The organism is Emcibacter nanhaiensis, assembly GCF_006385175.1.
GTDB lineage: Bacteria > Pseudomonadota > Alphaproteobacteria > Sphingomonadales > Emcibacteraceae > Emcibacter > Emcibacter nanhaiensis.
In genome coordinates this window covers 1-13,069 of record NZ_VFIY01000010.1, presented here as the reverse complement: position 1 = coordinate 13,069, position 13,069 = coordinate 1, and the positions used below count along the sequence as shown (strand labels likewise).

General features: G+C 56.5%; 8 protein-coding genes. 5 read left to right on the top strand and 3 right to left on the bottom strand.

Annotation, left to right across the window (positions count from 1 at the left end):
• Positions 1-44: 44 nt before the first annotated feature.
• Positions 45-1,478, top strand: a complete 1,434-nt coding sequence (gene pyk, locus FIV46_RS09580; RefSeq protein WP_139940707.1) for a pyruvate kinase — start codon at positions 45-47, stop codon at positions 1,476-1,478.
• Here pyk and FIV46_RS09575 read toward each other — a convergent pair.
• Both FIV46_RS09575 and ykgO read right to left on the bottom strand, forming a co-directional pair.
• Complete coding sequence (locus FIV46_RS09575) at positions 1,475-2,107, bottom strand: HAD family hydrolase (RefSeq protein WP_181163168.1); 633 nt, start codon at positions 2,105-2,107, stop codon at positions 1,475-1,477. The two genes, pyk and FIV46_RS09575, sit on opposite strands and share 4 nt — an antisense overlap.
• A gap of 133 nt (positions 2,108-2,240) precedes the next feature.
• The gene (gene ykgO, locus FIV46_RS09570; protein ID WP_139940705.1) at positions 2,241-2,366 is read right to left on the bottom strand and encodes a type B 50S ribosomal protein L36; all 126 of its coding nucleotides are present in this window, start codon (positions 2,364-2,366) and stop codon (positions 2,241-2,243) included.
• Positions 2,367-2,602: 236 nt separating this feature from the next.
• Between ykgO and FIV46_RS09565 the strand changes: the two genes are divergently transcribed.
• A complete protein-coding gene (locus FIV46_RS09565; protein WP_139940704.1) occupies positions 2,603-4,267 on the top strand; it encodes an ATP-binding protein in 1,665 nt (554 codons plus the stop codon).
• Positions 4,268-4,659: 392 nt separating this feature from the next.
• Positions 4,660-6,780 carry a methyl-accepting chemotaxis protein gene (locus tag FIV46_RS09560; protein ID WP_181163167.1) on the top strand — a complete coding sequence of 707 codons (2,121 nt, stop codon included), beginning with the start codon at positions 4,660-4,662 and terminating at the stop codon, positions 6,778-6,780.
• A 223-nt stretch (positions 6,781-7,003) separates the two neighbouring features.
• Here FIV46_RS09560 and FIV46_RS09555 read toward each other — a convergent pair whose 3' ends face one another.
• Positions 7,004-8,005 carry an NAD(P)H-quinone oxidoreductase gene (locus FIV46_RS09555; RefSeq protein WP_139940702.1) on the bottom strand — a complete coding sequence of 334 codons (1,002 nt, stop codon included), beginning with the start codon at positions 8,003-8,005 and terminating at the stop codon, positions 7,004-7,006.
• Positions 8,006-8,101: 96 nt separating this feature from the next.
• On the opposite strand from FIV46_RS09555, the gene FIV46_RS09550 reads away from it, so the two are divergent.
• On the top strand, positions 8,102-8,293 hold the full coding sequence (locus tag FIV46_RS09550) for a DUF1192 domain-containing protein (protein ID WP_139940701.1): 192 nt from the start codon (positions 8,102-8,104) through the stop codon (positions 8,291-8,293).
• A gap of 250 nt (positions 8,294-8,543) precedes the next feature.
• Positions 8,544-13,069 (top strand): beta strand repeat-containing protein (locus FIV46_RS09545; RefSeq protein WP_181163166.1); only part of this gene is annotated, 4,526 nt, incomplete at its 3' end.

Here is a 13,069-nt window from a genome sequence, read left to right as displayed (position 1 = left end):
TAATAGGGGACAACGGCTTTTCATCCAGTCTCAAGGATAACTTCATGCACCGCCAGCGCTGTACCAGAATCATTGCCACCCTTGGTCCCTCCAGCAATACCGTCGACATGATCCGCAAGTTATCGGATGCGGGGGCGGACGTCTTCCGGCTCAATATGAGCCACGGCGCCCACAAGGATGTGGCGGCGCTGCACGGCATGATTCGCGAGGTGGAGCAGCAGACCGGCCGGCCGATCGGTATCCTCGCCGACCTGCAGGGCCCCAAACTCCGCATCGGTGCTTTTGAGAATGACAAGGTTACCCTGCAGGAGGGGCAAAAATTCACCCTGGATATGGACAAGGCGCCCGGAAGCGCGGCGCGGGTTGAACTTCCCCATCTGGAAATTTTCGAGGCGGTGCAGCCGGGCACTCACCTGTTGCTCGACGACGGCAAGATCAGGTTGATGATTGACAAGGTCTCGCCCGAGGTCATTGAAACCACTGTGGTGGTCGGCGGCCCGTTATCCAATCGCAAGGGGGTCAATGTGCCCAATGCGATCCTGCCGCTGGCGGCGCTCACGGAAAAGGACCGCAGGGATCTGGGTTTCGTCCTCGACCTCGGTGTTGACTGGGTGGCCCTGTCTTTCGTACAGCGGCCGGAGGATGTCCGGGAAGCCCGCGAGATTATTGGCGACCGGGCGGCGATCCTGTCCAAACTGGAAAAACCCTCCGCCCTGTATGCTCTTGATGAAATCATTGCCCAGTCTGACGCAGTGATGGTGGCCCGTGGCGACATGGGCGTGGAACTGCCCATGGAGGAAGTGCCGCCGAAGCAGAAGAAGATTATCCGCCATGCCCGCCGGGCCGGCAAGAGCGTGGTAGTGGCGACCCAGATGCTGGAAAGCATGATCAACAGCCCGGTCCCGACACGCGCCGAAGTGTCAGACGTGGCCAACGCCGTGTTTGACGGGGCGGACGCCATCATGCTGTCTGCCGAGTCTGCTGCCGGGTCGTATCCGCTGGAGGCGGTCAGCACCATGGACCGGATCGCCACCCGCACGGAAAGCGAACCCAGCTACCGCCGTGCCCTCAGGCAGGAAGAAACCAAGCTGGAATCCACTTCGGCCGATGCGCTGAGTGCGGCCGCCAGCCAGGTGGCTCTGACCATCAAGGCCAAAACCATTGTCACCTACACCGGTTCCGGCTCCACCGCGCGGCGGGCGTCGCGTGAACGGCCGGTGACTCCCATGCTGGTGTTAACCCCCAATCTGGAGACGGCCCGCCGGCTGACCCTGTTCTGGGGACTGAACTGCGTCCATACGGCGGATGCGGTCAATTTTCAGGATATGATCGACAAGGCTTGCGACATGTGCCTGGAATACGGCTTTGCCCGGGAGAATGATTATATTGTGATCATGGCCGGGATGCCCTTCGGCACACCGGGCAAAACCAATGTCCTCAGGATTGCCCGCGTGCAGGCGGACCACCAGGAAAGCTAAGCCAACAGCCCCTGGTTGAGGAGTTCTTCGGTGAGCCGTTTCGGGGACTGGAAATGATGGGTCTGGAACCCTAACGCGTCCGCAGCAAGGATGTTTTCCTTCCGATCATCAATGAACAGGGTTTGCTCGGCCGGGAAACCGGTTCGCTCCAGCAGGATTCGATAGATTTGCATGTCCGGCTTGATTACCCCTTCGTGGCCGGAGACGACCACATCCCGGAAACTGTCCATGAACCCATAGGCGCGGCGGAAATCGTCATATTTCTCTTTGGGGAAGTTGGTGAGGGCGAACAGGGGCACGCCGTCGGTATGCAGCTTCCTCACCAGGTCCACATTCTCACGGATTTCTCCGTTGAACATTTCCTTCCAGCGACTGTCATAGGCGGCGATCATGTCTGCGTGGTCCGGGAAGCGGGCAGACAGTTCCGTGATTCCCTCGCGAAAGCTGAGGCCGGCGTCCAGACGGTTGTGCCAGTCCATGTTGCAGATATTGTCCAGGAAATGATCGAGGTCCCGCGGGTCATTCCGGAACAGGGGCGCAAAGGCATTGCGGGGATGCCACCTGACCAGCACATTGCCGAGGTCAAACACAACACAGGCTGGTTTTCGTTCGCTCACGGGATGATGCACTGGACGACTCCGGCCGTGGTCAATTGTGGCAACAGAGGTTCCCACAATGAAGAAGACCGTGCTCTTGGGGGGGAAGCACGGTCTCCTATTAACTGTCAGCATTGCGCCAACAGCGAATTCTAGTCTTGGTCACTCAGCCCTGACGCGCCTTAAAACGGCGGTTGGTCTTGTTGATTACATAGACCCGGCCACGACGGCGGATCACACGGCAATCACGGTGACGGTTTTTTAATGACTTTAATGAATTTACAATTTTCATCGCTTTGTCCGTCCCAAATTTACTGTGGTCGCACAAAGGCGACAATTGAACTTGCGGCGGAAACTATATGCGATCCGTATAAATGTCAACTAAAGAAAACCCGCTTTTCTGCAAAAAAAACCGACAAATATCCCGAACCGGCAGCAAGCTGCTGCAAAATCTAATGTTTCTTTATCTATCGTTAACGGAGATGCCCTTATGATACTACAAACAGGCAAAAATACAATGTGAAAACGATGAACGGCTTATTGGATGAAAAACAGACAGAACGGCTGAGTAAGTTAGCCCTTGAACTGTCTCATGAAATTGGGTTTGTAACTGAAGTCAGCGGTAACGGCGTTGTGGCGCTGTGTGCGCTGAAATCACTGAACCGGTCCCTGGAAACGGATGATTCGACTCTGCCGCCCGGTCAGATCGGGGCCATCGTCAAGATCAAGGTGATCAAGGGATTTGTCTATGCCTCGGTGCGGGAAGTGGTCCGTCAGGAAAATTCCACCGGCCCGGTCGAGCATGTGATCATGTACCTTGATTATCTGGGACACGGGGTCAAGGCCCCTTATGCGCCGTCCGGGGTTCTGTTTGACCGGGGCGTGTCTGATTTTCCGTCCCCGGGGCAGATGGTTTACGAGACCACCCTGGACGATATCGAATCCATCTTTGGCGCCAACGATAGCAATCATTTTCACGTTGGCACTGTTTTTCCCCAGCATGTCACGCCGGCCAGCGTGATGACCGACGCCATGCTCGGCAAGCATTTTGCCGTGCTGGGCAGTACCGGTACGGGTAAATCCTGTACCGTGGCGCTGCTGCTTCACCGGCTGGTGGAACGGATGCCCAACAGCCATATCCTTATGCTGGACCCTCATAATGAATATGAGGCCGCATTCCGGGATTGCGGCGAGCATTTCGATATTAACAACCTCCGGCTTCCCTACTGGATGATGAATTTCGAGGAACATGTGGAAATGTATGTGGGGCTGAACAGGTCCGCCGACCGGGAGGTGGAAATTGACATCCTGCGCCGCTGCCTGCAGGCCGCCAGAATCGATGCCGCTGACGCCCTGAGTTCGGAAAAGATCACGGTGGACACGCCGATTCCCTATAAATTGTCATTCATGCTCAAATATCTTGAAAACGAGATGGGCAAGCTGGAAAATCCGGATACTCTGAAGCCCTTTATGCGCCTCAAGAACAAGATCGAGGAGCTGCGCCGCGATGCCCGTTTCAGCTTCATGTTCTCGGGGCTGCTGGCCAACGACAACCTGGCCGAGGTGATCGGTAACCTGCTGCGGTTCCCGGTGAACGGCAAACCGGTATCGACCATCGACCTGTCAGGTGTGCCGTCGGAGATCGTGAATGTGGTGGTATCCATGATCAGCCGCCTGGTGTTTGACTTTGCGGTCTGGAGTAAGGGCCGGGACGCCAAACCAATCCTGCTGGTCTGTGAAGAAGCGCACCGCTATGTGCCGACCGAAAATCATACGGTTTTTGCCTCCACCCGCAAGGCCATTGAACGGATCGCCAAGGAAGGCCGTAAATACGGCGTGTCCCTTGGACTGGTGTCCCAGCGTCCGGCAGACGTTTCCGAATCCGCCCTGTCCCAGTGCGGGACCATTTTCGCCATGCGCATGAACAATGAACGGGACCAGAATTTCGTTGAGCATGTGATGCCCGAAGGGGCCAAGGGGTCGCTGGCAGCTCTGTCCTCGCTGCAGAACCGGGAGGCCCTGATTGTGGGGGAAGGGGTGCGCGCACCGGTGCGGGTGAAATTCGACAATCTTGATGAGCACAAGCGGCCGTCAAGTACGAATCCCGAATATTCCAGCGACTGGCAAAACGACATTTCCGACCGGGCCTTCATCTTTGATGCCATCAAGAACTGGCGGACCCAGGGACGGTAACGCGGGAAATAGCGCGAATCATGTCTTTCAGGGGAGCGGCAGGGGCTGCTCCCCTTTGATTTTGTGCTGGTCTCGGCGGGAAAAATAAAATCCCACTTATCCTGTTAACGATATTTTTAAAGTTCCCCCCCTATAAGGTGACTGTAAGGGAGAAGTCTGTCCGGATTTCAGGGCACAGGCAAAACAGAATAGTTGGGTACCTCCCTCTGATTTTAATTTTAGATAACGGCTTGGCGGATAAAAGTATGAGTGATAATGAAATCTTGAATACAAAAACCAGTAAGACAGGCAGTTGGTTTACCATTCGAAATTCTTTGTTTGGAATTGTGGGGATGCTTGTTCTGTCTGTATTAACATACAGTGCCATGTCTGCGTTCCAGGCAGCGGATGAAATGTCTGAAGCGGATCTGATCGTTCAGGTGAATGAAACTTCAGACCATCTGCTGAATGCGGCACATTATTTCTCTGTGGAGCGCGGGATCGTCAATACGGTTCTGGGAAGCGACACGGCAGGCAGTTCTGCAAAGCGGGCCCAGGCAGAAGCTGAAAGCGAAAAAGCTGATGCTGCCTACAAAAGCGCGCTCGGGATGGCACAGGATATCGATGAATTTGCCGGCAAAAAAGAGCTGATTGGCGCTGTCGAACAGGCATATGCCGAATATCAGAATGCTCAGAAGGCTGCCTATTTAGCGATGGGTGCCGACAAGGCAGACCGCCCGAAGGCCGAATATGTTGACGAGACTGGTAAAAGCAAATCCTCCCGAGCTGATCGTCACTTCTATAAAATGACATCAAACCTTATTGATGCTCTGACCGATCTGCGGATGGGACTGGTTATGGAAACCGGCATTTCCAACAACAAGTTCGCCATTTCGCAGCAGCTTAAACATGCTCTGTTCGTCATGAGCGACTATGCTGACCAGGAATGGGCCGTGATTGGCGCTGCCATCGCCAGCGAACGTCCGCTGTCCTCCCTGCGCATGCAGCTGCTTTCCGTTTACGGCGGCCAGATCAACGCCTCCTGGAACCAGACACATGCCTTCCTGGATCGCAGCTATGTCGACTCCAATATGGCGAAAATGATGACGAAGGTGGAAGATGTGTTCTTCAAAGAATATGCAGAATCCCTGCGTCAGAGCGTTTATTCCGCTTCACAGATCGAGGAGCCCTATCCGGTCACTGCCGATCAGTGGGTTAATGCGGCCTCTGATGCAACGCTTCCGATCCTGGAACTGAGCAGGGCGGCCGGGGAAATGACTGCCGTTATGGCCGAGGAAACCTCCTCAGCTGCGACCGGCAGCATGGTATTCGCTATCTTTGTTCTGCTGACAACCATGGTGGTTGGCGGTGCAGCGATCTGGATGGTGGTTTATCGTGTGGTCAAACCGCTGAACGATCTTGGCGAGGTCATGAGCGACATTGCCGAGGGTGATCTTGACGCCGAGGTTCACGGCACCGAGCGCGGTGACGAAATCGGCATCATGGCTCGCGCCCTGCAGGTCTTCAAGGATGCGGCGATCGAGAAAATCCGTCTCGAGGATGAACAGCGCACCGCTGAAGAAGAACGCCGTAAGCAGAAAGAAGCCGAAGCTGAATCCCAGCGTCAGGCCGAGGAAGAGCAGCGTCGTCGTGAAGAGCAGCGTGAAGAACAGGCCCGCGAAGAGCGCCGTCGCGAAATGCTGGCCCTTGCTGACGACTTTGAGGCTTCTGTGATGGAAATCGTGAACAGCGTTTCCACCGCTTCCGGTGAAATGGAAGTGGCTGCCCAGGGCATGTCTGCGGTTGCCGAAGAAACCAACCGTCAGTCCCAGGCTGTGACAGCCGCGTCCGAGCAGGCCAGCGCCAACATCCAGATGGTGGCCAGTGCTGCAGAGCAGCTGTCCGCTTCGGTCAAGGAAATCAGTGGCCAGGTCTCCCAGTCCAGCAGTTACTCACGTAACGCTGTTCAGGAAACCGAACGCGCCACCGGCGAAATCCAGGGCCTGGTGTCTGCTGCCCAGAAGATTGGCGATGTGATCAACCTGATCAACGACATTGCCAACCAGACCAACCTGCTGGCCCTGAACGCCACCATCGAGGCCGCCCGCGCCGGCGAAGCCGGCAAAGGGTTCGCTGTTGTGGCGTCCGAGGTGAAAAACCTGGCCAGCCAGACGGCAACGGCAACCGAAGAGATCACCAGCCAGGTTGGCGGTATGCAGGCTGCGACTGAAAAAGCCGTGGCTGCCATCACCGGCATTGAAAATGTGATCAAGCAGATCGATGAGACATCTGTCACCATCGCCTCTGCCGTGGAAGAGCAGGATGCCTCCACCCATGAGATTGCCCGTAATGTTTCCGAGGTATCTGCCGGTACCCAGGAAGTTACCAGCAATATTCACGAGGTGAATGAAGGTGCGAAGAGCACGGGTGAAGCTGCCGGCGCCGTACTGACGTCTGCCCAGCGCCTGTCTGCACAGTCCAATGAACTGCGCCAGCAGCTGGAGAACTTCCTGAGCCAGATCCGCGCCGCCTAAGGCACGCTGATATTCAAACAGTATATGCGTATTTTGCTGACCGGTAAGATACGCATATATTTATCGAAAAGAATTCCGGAGAAAAAAATAACAAAAAGCCTCCGCTTCCGGCAGATCCGGGGAATAACAATAACAAACCTGGTCCGGAGCAGTTTTAAACAAGGGGTAGAGACTGGGAGGAGCGCCTTAACAGGCGCTCTTCTTTTATGATAGGGGTACCATTTCAGACGGTCAGGACAATCTTCCCGGCGTTTTCCCCGCTTTCCAGCCAGGCATGGGCCCCGTCGGCCTCATCAAGGGCAAAACTGCGGCCCATCAGTGGTTTGACTTTGCCTTCTGACAACAGTGGCCAGACGTTGGCTTCCAGCTTTTCCGCAATCATCTGTTTAAAGGCCACTTCCCGGGCGCGCAGAGTAGAGCCGGTAAAGGTCAGGCGTTTCAGCATGATCGGCAAGACATTGACCTCCACCCTGGGGCCTTTCTGGACCGCAATCATTACCAGGCGACCATCCTCGGCCATGACTTTCAGGTTCCGGTCTACATAATCGCCCGCCACCATATCGAGCAGGACGTCCACACCGCGGCCGCCGGTAAAGCCTTTCACTTCCTCGACAAAGTCCTGGCTTTTGTAATTGATCGCCAGGTCGGCCCCAAGGTCGCGGGCGACGGTACATTTTTCATCGGAACCACAGGTGGCAATCACCGTGGCGCCAAAAGCCTTGGCCAGCTGGATCGCGGTGGTGCCAATGCCGGAGGTGCCGCCATGCACCATGAAGGTTTCGCCTTCATTGAGGGCGCCGCGGTCAAATACATTGGACCATACGGTAAAAAAGGTTTCCGGCAGCGCCGCAGCTTGGGCCATGCCGAGGCCGTCCGGCACCGGCAGGCAGGTGCCCGCGGGGGCGGCGCAATAGCCGGCATAGCCGCCGCCGGTGACCAGGGCGCAAACCTCGTCGCCGATTTTCCAGCGTTCCACATTTTTACCGACAGCGACGATCATGCCGGCCACTTCCAGGCCGGGAATGTCGGAGGCGCCGGGCGGTGGCGGGTAAAGTCCCTTGCGTTGCATGATGTCGGGGCGGTTGACCCCTGCGGCAGCGACCCGGATCAGGACTTCTCCCTCTTTCGGCGCCGGCAAGGGCCGCTCGGCTGGTTTCAGGACAGGCGTCCCGTCGGCTTCGGCGATTTCTATAACCTGCATATTTTCGGGGAGGGGCACGGACATGGGAATTCCTGATTCAATGTTGCTGTAAACGTGGTTATACTGTTCAAAATGAAAGATCTGCGGAAAAAATCAAGAGGCCAGTGAGGAATAGATGTGATGGATGATGAAGAATTTGAACTGTTAAAGGGCTCAAGTCTGGAAGATGTCTGTCGGGAAGACCTTGCTATCCATTCCATCGAATATCTCAGGGAGAGGATTGATCTGCTGAAAGCGGAAATTACCCGCACGGAAGCAGAAATTTCCAGCAAGCACGGCGCACGCTCGGCGGCGGAGGATATTTTCAAATAATAACAGGGAGATAGTCGCTAGAGAGGGGTAAAACATGGAGAACCGACCTGTTTCAGGCCGTTTCCGGGCACAGGCGAGCCAAGTATATGAAACTATAGGATTATGTTAACGATAACAGGTGTATAGTTTGGGTGTTTTAACAGGGGAAAGAAAAAGGTACTTGAACTGGTGAACAGGTACAGAAGAAGAATTTGTTTTGGTCCAGGCAGAGTAGGGGGTTGTCAAGGTGAGATCTGAAACGGGAAAGCCCGTGACCGGACGTCATTCAGCAGCCCGCCTTACCGCCGGGAAGCGCCGAATAGCGGGGAGCGCCGGCTCCGTTGCTGTGCCGTTCCTGCTTGCTTCCTGCAGCGAGTTTGAAGGTTTTGCTGTCGCGCCGCCCCAGAATACGGTCCAGCAGGTCAGTGGACTTGTCGTGGATGGGTATATCGAAGGCGCCACAGTTTTCCTTGATGAAGACGACAATAATATTCTCGATGACGGTGAAGTCAGTGTCACTTCAGATAGTTCAGGTGCTTTTCAGTTGGAAGTGGAATCTGGCGCTACGGGAACCCTCACGTCGATTGGTGGCGTTGATACCAGTACCGGGGTTTCCTATGACGGGCTGGTCCTGACCGCTCCGGCGGGATCCACGGTCATATCGCCGCTGACCACACTGCTTGTCGGGGGAGTCGAGGAAACTGTCGTCAGGACCGCTTTCGGTCTTGCCGATACCGTGGATATTCCAAGCTACGATCCCGTCGCCGCCGAAGCCGGTGGCGATCCCGATGCAGCGTTTGTGCTGCATGCGGGGCAGACGGTCATTGCTCTGGTTCTGAATATTACTGCCCTGATGGAAGGGGCAGGGGTGAACAATGACGACAATGGGCTGCAGGCCGCGGTTACGGAGCAGATTGTGGCAACCCTGCTTGAGGACGCTACTGCAGACCTGTCCGATGCCCTGGTTATTGAAAATATCATAGATGCGCTTGACGCGGCGGATAATCTTTCTGCTCCGGTGACCCAGGCGGCGGCTGGGGCAATCGCACAGGTCCTGGACGAATTGGCGACAACGCCGGGGGTTTCTTCCGGTGAAAACCAGGCGGCAGCCATTGTTGCAACCTATATTCTGCCGGAAAGCCTGTTCGGCCTGTCGGCGGGGGAGGTATCCGTCGCCGATTTGTCAGCAGCGTATGACGAAACCGCCGTTGGACAGCTGGTGGATGCCTTGGCGGAGGAAGGCGACGGGCTCACCGTTGTGGATGGTGTCATGACGGCGGTTCCCGATTTTTATCAGGTTGACGCCGGAAGAGAAACTGTTCTGCAGGCGGCTGATATTCTTGCCAACGACATATCCGACGCCGGCCTGGAGATGACGGCTGTGGCGCTGGCGGCTGATACACCGATCGGGGTGCAGCTTTCCTTTGATGCTGCGAGCGGAGAAATTATGATCAACACGCCGCCTGATCTGGTTGGCGAGATAAGAATTGAATATACTGCAAGCAATGGCACCCAGCAGGATATTGCCTATATCGTCGTCACCGTCCTGAATACCGCGCCGGAAATCAATTCGGGGGACGGTGCTGTCATCGCAGAAACTGTCGGTACGGATGATGTGATTTATACGGCAACCGCTTCCGATTTTAATGGCAACGACCTTACCTTCGGACTGACCGACGATGCGTCCGGCCTGTTTGAGGTCGATCCGGTAAGTGGCGAAGTCACCCTGGCGGCTGGACAGTCCCTGGACTATGAAACCGCTACCTCCCACCAGATTACGATATCGGTCAGCGACGGCATCGCTATTGTTGAAAAAAACATCACCATTACGGTGGAGGATATTGATGAGGCACCGCAGTTTACCTCGTCTGCCAGTACGGTGGCGGCAGAAAATATCGCAGAAGATGTCGTGGTGTACACAGCACAGGCGACAGATGCGGACGCCGGGGCATCACTGACATACAGCCTGACCGATGACGCAGCCGGGAAGTTCGAGATTGATGCGGCCAGTGGCGAGGTTACGCTGGCGGCGGGGCAGTCGCTGGATTATGAAGATACGGCGTCCTATCAGATTACAGTGTCCGTGACTGACGGTACGCATACGGTCGAGCAGGATGTGACGGTCACGGTGGGGGATGAAAACGAGGCCCCAGGTTTCACCTCAGGGGCCGGCGCCACGGTGAGCGAGGATATCGCAGATTCAGTTGTAATATATACCGCCCAGGCGACAGATCCCGATGCGGGGGCGACGCTGACATTCAGCCTGACCGATGATGCTTCGGGACTTTTCGAGATCGATGCGGTAAGCGGGGTTGTCTCGCTTGCGGCCGGTCAGTCCCTGGATTATGAAAATTCCACTTCCCACCAGATTACGGTGTCCGTGGCTGACGGTACAAATACGGTCGAGAAAGATGTCACCATCAGCGTGACCGACATCAATGAGTTTCCCCCGGTCCTGACCAGCGGGACGACGACCCTTGCCGGGGAGGGCTATTCGGAAACGGATGTCATTTATACCGCGACTGCGACCGATGGCGATGATTCCGCCAGCCTGGTATACAGCCTGACGGACGATGCCTCGGGCACGTTTGAAATCGATGCAGTGACAGGTGAAGTAACCCTGGCTGCGGGCCAGACCCTTGATTACGATGTGACGCCCTCTTACAACATCGAAGTACAGGTCAGTGACGGATTAAGCACCGATACGCTGTCAGTGACGATCAATGTTGTCGACGAACCGGTGGATGGTAAGCTTGCCCTGTCGACTATCGAGGCAGGCAGTGTTGCCGGTATTACGGTCTGGGGGGCAGAGGGCGGCGACCAGAGCGGGATCTGGGTGTCCTCGGCCGGTGATGTCAACGGTGACGGCCTTGACGATTTCCTGATCGGGGCATCCGAGGAAACAACCGGCGGGGCAAGCTCCGGCGCGACCTATCTTATATACGGCGGCACGGACCTGTCTTCCTTCAGCCTTGCGGATATCGAGGCCGGGGACCCGTCGTCAGGTATCGCTATTTTCGGATCCGCTGCTTCGGACCTGAGCGGCAGTATTGTCTCGAGCGGCGGTGATATCAACGGGGACGGCTATGACGATATATTGATCGGCGCCCAGGGGGAAAGCACGGGCGGAGCAGATGCCGGGGCCTCCTATGTGATTTACGGCGGCAACAGCCTGGTGAATATCGACTTGTCGGATATCGAGAGCGGGGACGGCAGCAATGGCATTATCGTCACCGGCGCGCAGGCTGGCGATTACAGCGGGCTGGCGATTTCCTCGGCCGGTGACATCAACGGGGACGGGTTCGATGATTTTGTTATCGGTGCCTATGGTGAGGACACGACCGATACCGACGCCGGGGCGTCCTACCTTGTCTATGGCGGTACCGGGCTCGTGAATCTCAGCCTGGCGGATATCGAAGGTGGCGACGGATCCCAGGGGTTTGTCATCTACGGTGCCGAACTGGACGATTTCAGCGGCTACACGGTCTCTGCGGCCGGTGATGTGAATAATGACGGCTATGACGATTTTCTCATCGGGGCGCGCGGTGAAGACACGGGGGGAGGCGAAGCAGGGGCAACCTACCTGATTTATGGCGGCAGCGGTCTGTCCGATATCAATCTGGCAGACATCGAAAGTGGCGGCGGAGCCGATGGGATTGCAATCTACGGTAATGACGCCAGCGATGAAGCAGGCCGCGCACTTGCCGCTGCCGGGGATGTCAACGGTGACGGTTATGACGATTTTATTGTCGGCAGCTATGGAGAAGACACCGGAGGGTCTGCGGCCGGTGCCACCTATGTTCTTTTTGGCGGTGCCGGACTGACCAATTTCGACCTGCAACAGGTTGAACTGGGGATTGGCGGTCACGGTATTATGATTTACGGCGGTGAGGCCAATGACTTCAGCGGCTATTCAGTTTCTTCCGCCGGTGACCTCAATGGCGATGGTTACGATGATATCCTGATCGGGGCTTACGGCGAAGACAGTGGCGGCGGTGCCTCCGGCGCCTATTATGTAGTTTACGGGGCTGCCTCGCTGGTCAATATTGACTTGACGGCGATGGAAGCCGCGGACGGCAGCAAAGGTTATTTTGCGGTTGGTGCTGAAGTGGGAGACAAAGCCGGCTATTCTGTTTCGTCCGCCGGGGACGTCAATGGTGATGGCTATGATGATCTGGTTGTTGGCGCCCTTTATGAAGATACGGGAGGACTTTCGGCCGGCGCCTCCTATGTGATCTATGGCGGCGACAACACCGGCGATGTCATTGAAGGGACCGTCGGGGACGATGCCTTGGTTGCCGACGGCGGCGCCGGCGCCGGCGACAGCCTGGTCGGTGGCCTCGGTGACGATACCCTCACCTCCGACGGCGGCGGCGATGTGCTGTACGGCGGCTACGGCGATGATACTTTCATTATCGATACAACTGATTTCTTCCGCCTCGAGGGCGGCGGCGGGGCGGACAGCCTGCGGCTGGACGGCAGCGACCTCGACCTCACGGCAATCAACAACAATAACCTCAGCGGCCTGGAAACGGTCGACCTGGCGACCGACGGCGGCGCCAACGCGCTGACCCTCGACATCATGGACCTGATCGACATGACTGACAGTGACGACCGGCTGGTGGTGATGGGCGATGGTTCCGACAGCCTGACCTTTGCCGCGAGCGCCATCCTGGCCGTGACCGATGTCATCGGCACGGAAAATATCGACGGCCAGGACTATGATGTCTATACCTTCAGCAACGGCGACGGCGACGTGGTCGGCACCCTGCTGGTGGACCAGGATATGTCGGTGAC